This is a genomic window from Acidobacteriota bacterium (assembly GCA_016195325.1).
Lineage (GTDB): Bacteria > Acidobacteriota > Polarisedimenticolia > JACPZX01 > JACPZX01 > JACPZX01.
Window position 1 is genome coordinate 1 of sequence record JACPZX010000111.1, and the last position, 2680, is coordinate 2680.

Genomic DNA, 2680 nt, shown 5'->3' on the forward strand with positions numbered 1-2680 from the left:
CCGAGACCGACCCGCGCGTCTTCGGAAAACTCTCGTGGCAGGCGAGCCCGAAGAGCACCGTCCAGGCGTGGCTCGAGTGGGCGCACACTAAGGTCACGGGAAGCAACGGCGACGCCTTCACCCCCCTTGCGGCCACCACGGGAGAGGATGACCCGGAGGTGATCTGGAACCTCTCGTGGAAGCGCGTCGTCTCCGACTCGACGATTCTCAACGTCGCGTGGGCCGGGTTCTCGGGGAAGCACGACTTCAACCCGGCGAGCGGCTTTTCAATCCCCGGCCGATTCAACGTGAAGACCGAGATCTCCTCGGGAAACGCCGAGCGCTTCGAGCTCCTGGATCGCGTCCGAAACCAGGTCAACGTCTCGCTCAGCCATCACGCCTCCGAATTCATCAAGGGAGATCACGACTTCAAGATCGGCGCGGAGATCGAGCGCTCGACGCTTCACAACAGATCCGGCTTCCCGGGGAACGCCTTCTTCCAGGACAACTCGGGGCCCGAGATCGACCCGAGCACCGGGATGAGTGACGCCTTCACACAGGTGCAGACGGGGGGCGCCTTCGAGGCCCACGCGCGGAACGATCGCATCTCCCTCTACGCCCAGGACTCCTGGACGATCACACCGCGCGTGACGCTCAATCCCGGCGTCCGCCTCGACGTGAACCGGGGGACCGTCGCGGGAAGCACCGTCTTCTCGACGAGCCCCGTCGCCCCGCGGCTCGGCGTCGCCTGGGATCTCGCGGGAGACGGGCGCACGATCCTCAAGGCGCACTACGGGCGCTACTATGAGGCCCTGTACATGGACTTCTACGAGGACATGGACCCCGGCGCCTTCTCCCCGCTCACGACGGAGAAGATCTTCGACACGAGCGGGTTCGTGGAGCCCGTCTCCATGATTCCCGGCCAGAAGTTCGCGATGGACCCAGGGCTCCGCCAGCCCTACCTCGACCAGTTCATCGCCGGGTTCGAGAAGGCCGTCGGCCACGGCATCGTCCTCAGCGGCACGCTCGTCCGCCGGGAGAACAAGGACCTGATCGAGACGGTCAGCCGCGACGGACAGTTCGTGAAGATCCGCGGCCAGGTCCCGGGGACGGGGCAGCGCGTCACGATGTACGACTACTTGAATCCGGGAACGGACGTCCTCATCTACACGAACCCTCCCGAGCTTCACCGGAGCTACCGCGCGATGATCCTCACCGCGACCCGGCGCATGAGGGGCAACTGGCAGCTCGCCGCCTCGTACGTCCTCTCGAGCGCCCGCGGCAACACCGACAACCTGGGCGCGATGGGGACCGACTCGAAGGGAACCGGCGCGAACTCCCCCGACTTCTACGGGCACTTCCTGGACACGCCCAACTCCCTCGTGAACGCGAACGGGCGCCTGACGCACGACCAGAAATACCAGGCGAAGCTGCAGGCGACGCGCGTCTTCCCGTCGCTGCACCTTTCCGTGTCGGCCGGCTACACCTACCACTCGGGGGACACGTGGACCCCCCGGACGGACTGCCTTCTGACGGACGACGGCAACGGCGTGATCGGGGACGGGATCCTCGGCTGCCACTCGTTCCCGCAGGGAACCGTCCTCTACTTCGCGGAGCCGCGCGGGAGCCGCCGACTGCCGGCCCGCAACGAGCTCGACCTCCACGTCGAGTGGACGCGCGACGCCAAAGGCGACGCCGGCCTGCGCGTCTACGGCGACGTCTTCAACGCCAACAACCAGGGGCGCGCGACGGAGGCCGAGACCTTCGTCGGGCCGGACCTCGGCAAGCCCGGCACGCTGAGCTTCCCGAGAAGCCTCAGGCTCGGGCTCGGTTACGCGTGGTGAGCGGGGCGGATGGGATCCGCGTTCTCCTCGTCGAGGACGCGCGCGCGACGCGCGAGATGATTGCCCGCGCGCTCGAGGAGGCCGGGTGCGCCGTCCACGCCGTATCGACCTGCGCCGCGGCGAGCGCGGCCCTCGAGGCGTTGGCATTCCGCGCGGTCGTCCTCGACCTCGGACTCCCGGACGGAAACGGCGTCGATCTCTGCCGCAGGTGGCGGCGCGACGGGAAGGCCGTCCCGATCCTCATCCTGACCGCGCGCGCGGACGTCGCCTCGCGCGTGGCCGGCCTCGACGCCGGGGCCGACGACTACCTGACCAAGCCCTTCGCCCTCGCGGAGCTGCGGGCGCGCCTCCGGGCCCTCTTGAGGCGAACGCCCGGAGAGGTGCGCGACCGAACCTACCGCCGCGGCGACGTCCTCATCGATTTCTCGCGGCGGCTCGTCCTCCGCGGCGGGGCCGAGATCCCGATCACGCGCCGCGAGCTCGAGGTGCTGGCGCGGCTCGCGAGAGCCTCCGGGCACGCGGTGTCGCGCGACGCCCTCCTCGACGAGATCTGGGGCGAGGTGACCGAGAAGGCGGCGGCGAGCCTCGAGGTGATCGTCGCGCGGCTGCGCCGGAAGCTCGACGCTCCGGGGAGCGAGAAGCTCGTCAGGACGATCCGGGGACATGGATACGCCCTCGAGCGCGGCGACGGGGGGACGGCGTGAAGCGGAGATCCCTCGTCACGCGCGTCGTGCAGGGGACGATCGCCGTGGCCTTCCTCTCCTCGGCCGCCCTGGCGGTGACCTCCGCGCTGATCTCGCGCGTCGTCTGGAGGTCGAGCCAGGAGGAGTCTCTCGCCGGGACGATGACGGCCCTCG

Annotated in this window: 3 protein-coding genes; all 3 read left to right on the plus strand. The window is 69.1% G+C overall.

The window, feature by feature from the left end; translation table 11 throughout:
* The coding region (locus HY049_18540) for a TonB-dependent receptor (GenBank protein MBI3450899.1) at nt 1-1823 on the plus strand (1823 nt) is incomplete at its 5' end.
* Nucleotides 1820-2527 carry a response regulator transcription factor gene (locus HY049_18545; protein ID MBI3450900.1) on the plus strand — a complete coding sequence of 236 codons (708 nt, stop codon included), beginning with the start codon at nt 1820-1822 and terminating at the stop codon, nt 2525-2527. The genes HY049_18540 and HY049_18545, both read left to right, overlap by 4 nt.
* Nucleotides 2524-2680, plus strand: a 157-nt coding sequence (locus tag HY049_18550) for a hypothetical protein (protein MBI3450901.1), incomplete at its 3' end; no start/stop codon positions are given. The genes HY049_18545 and HY049_18550, both read left to right, overlap by 4 nt.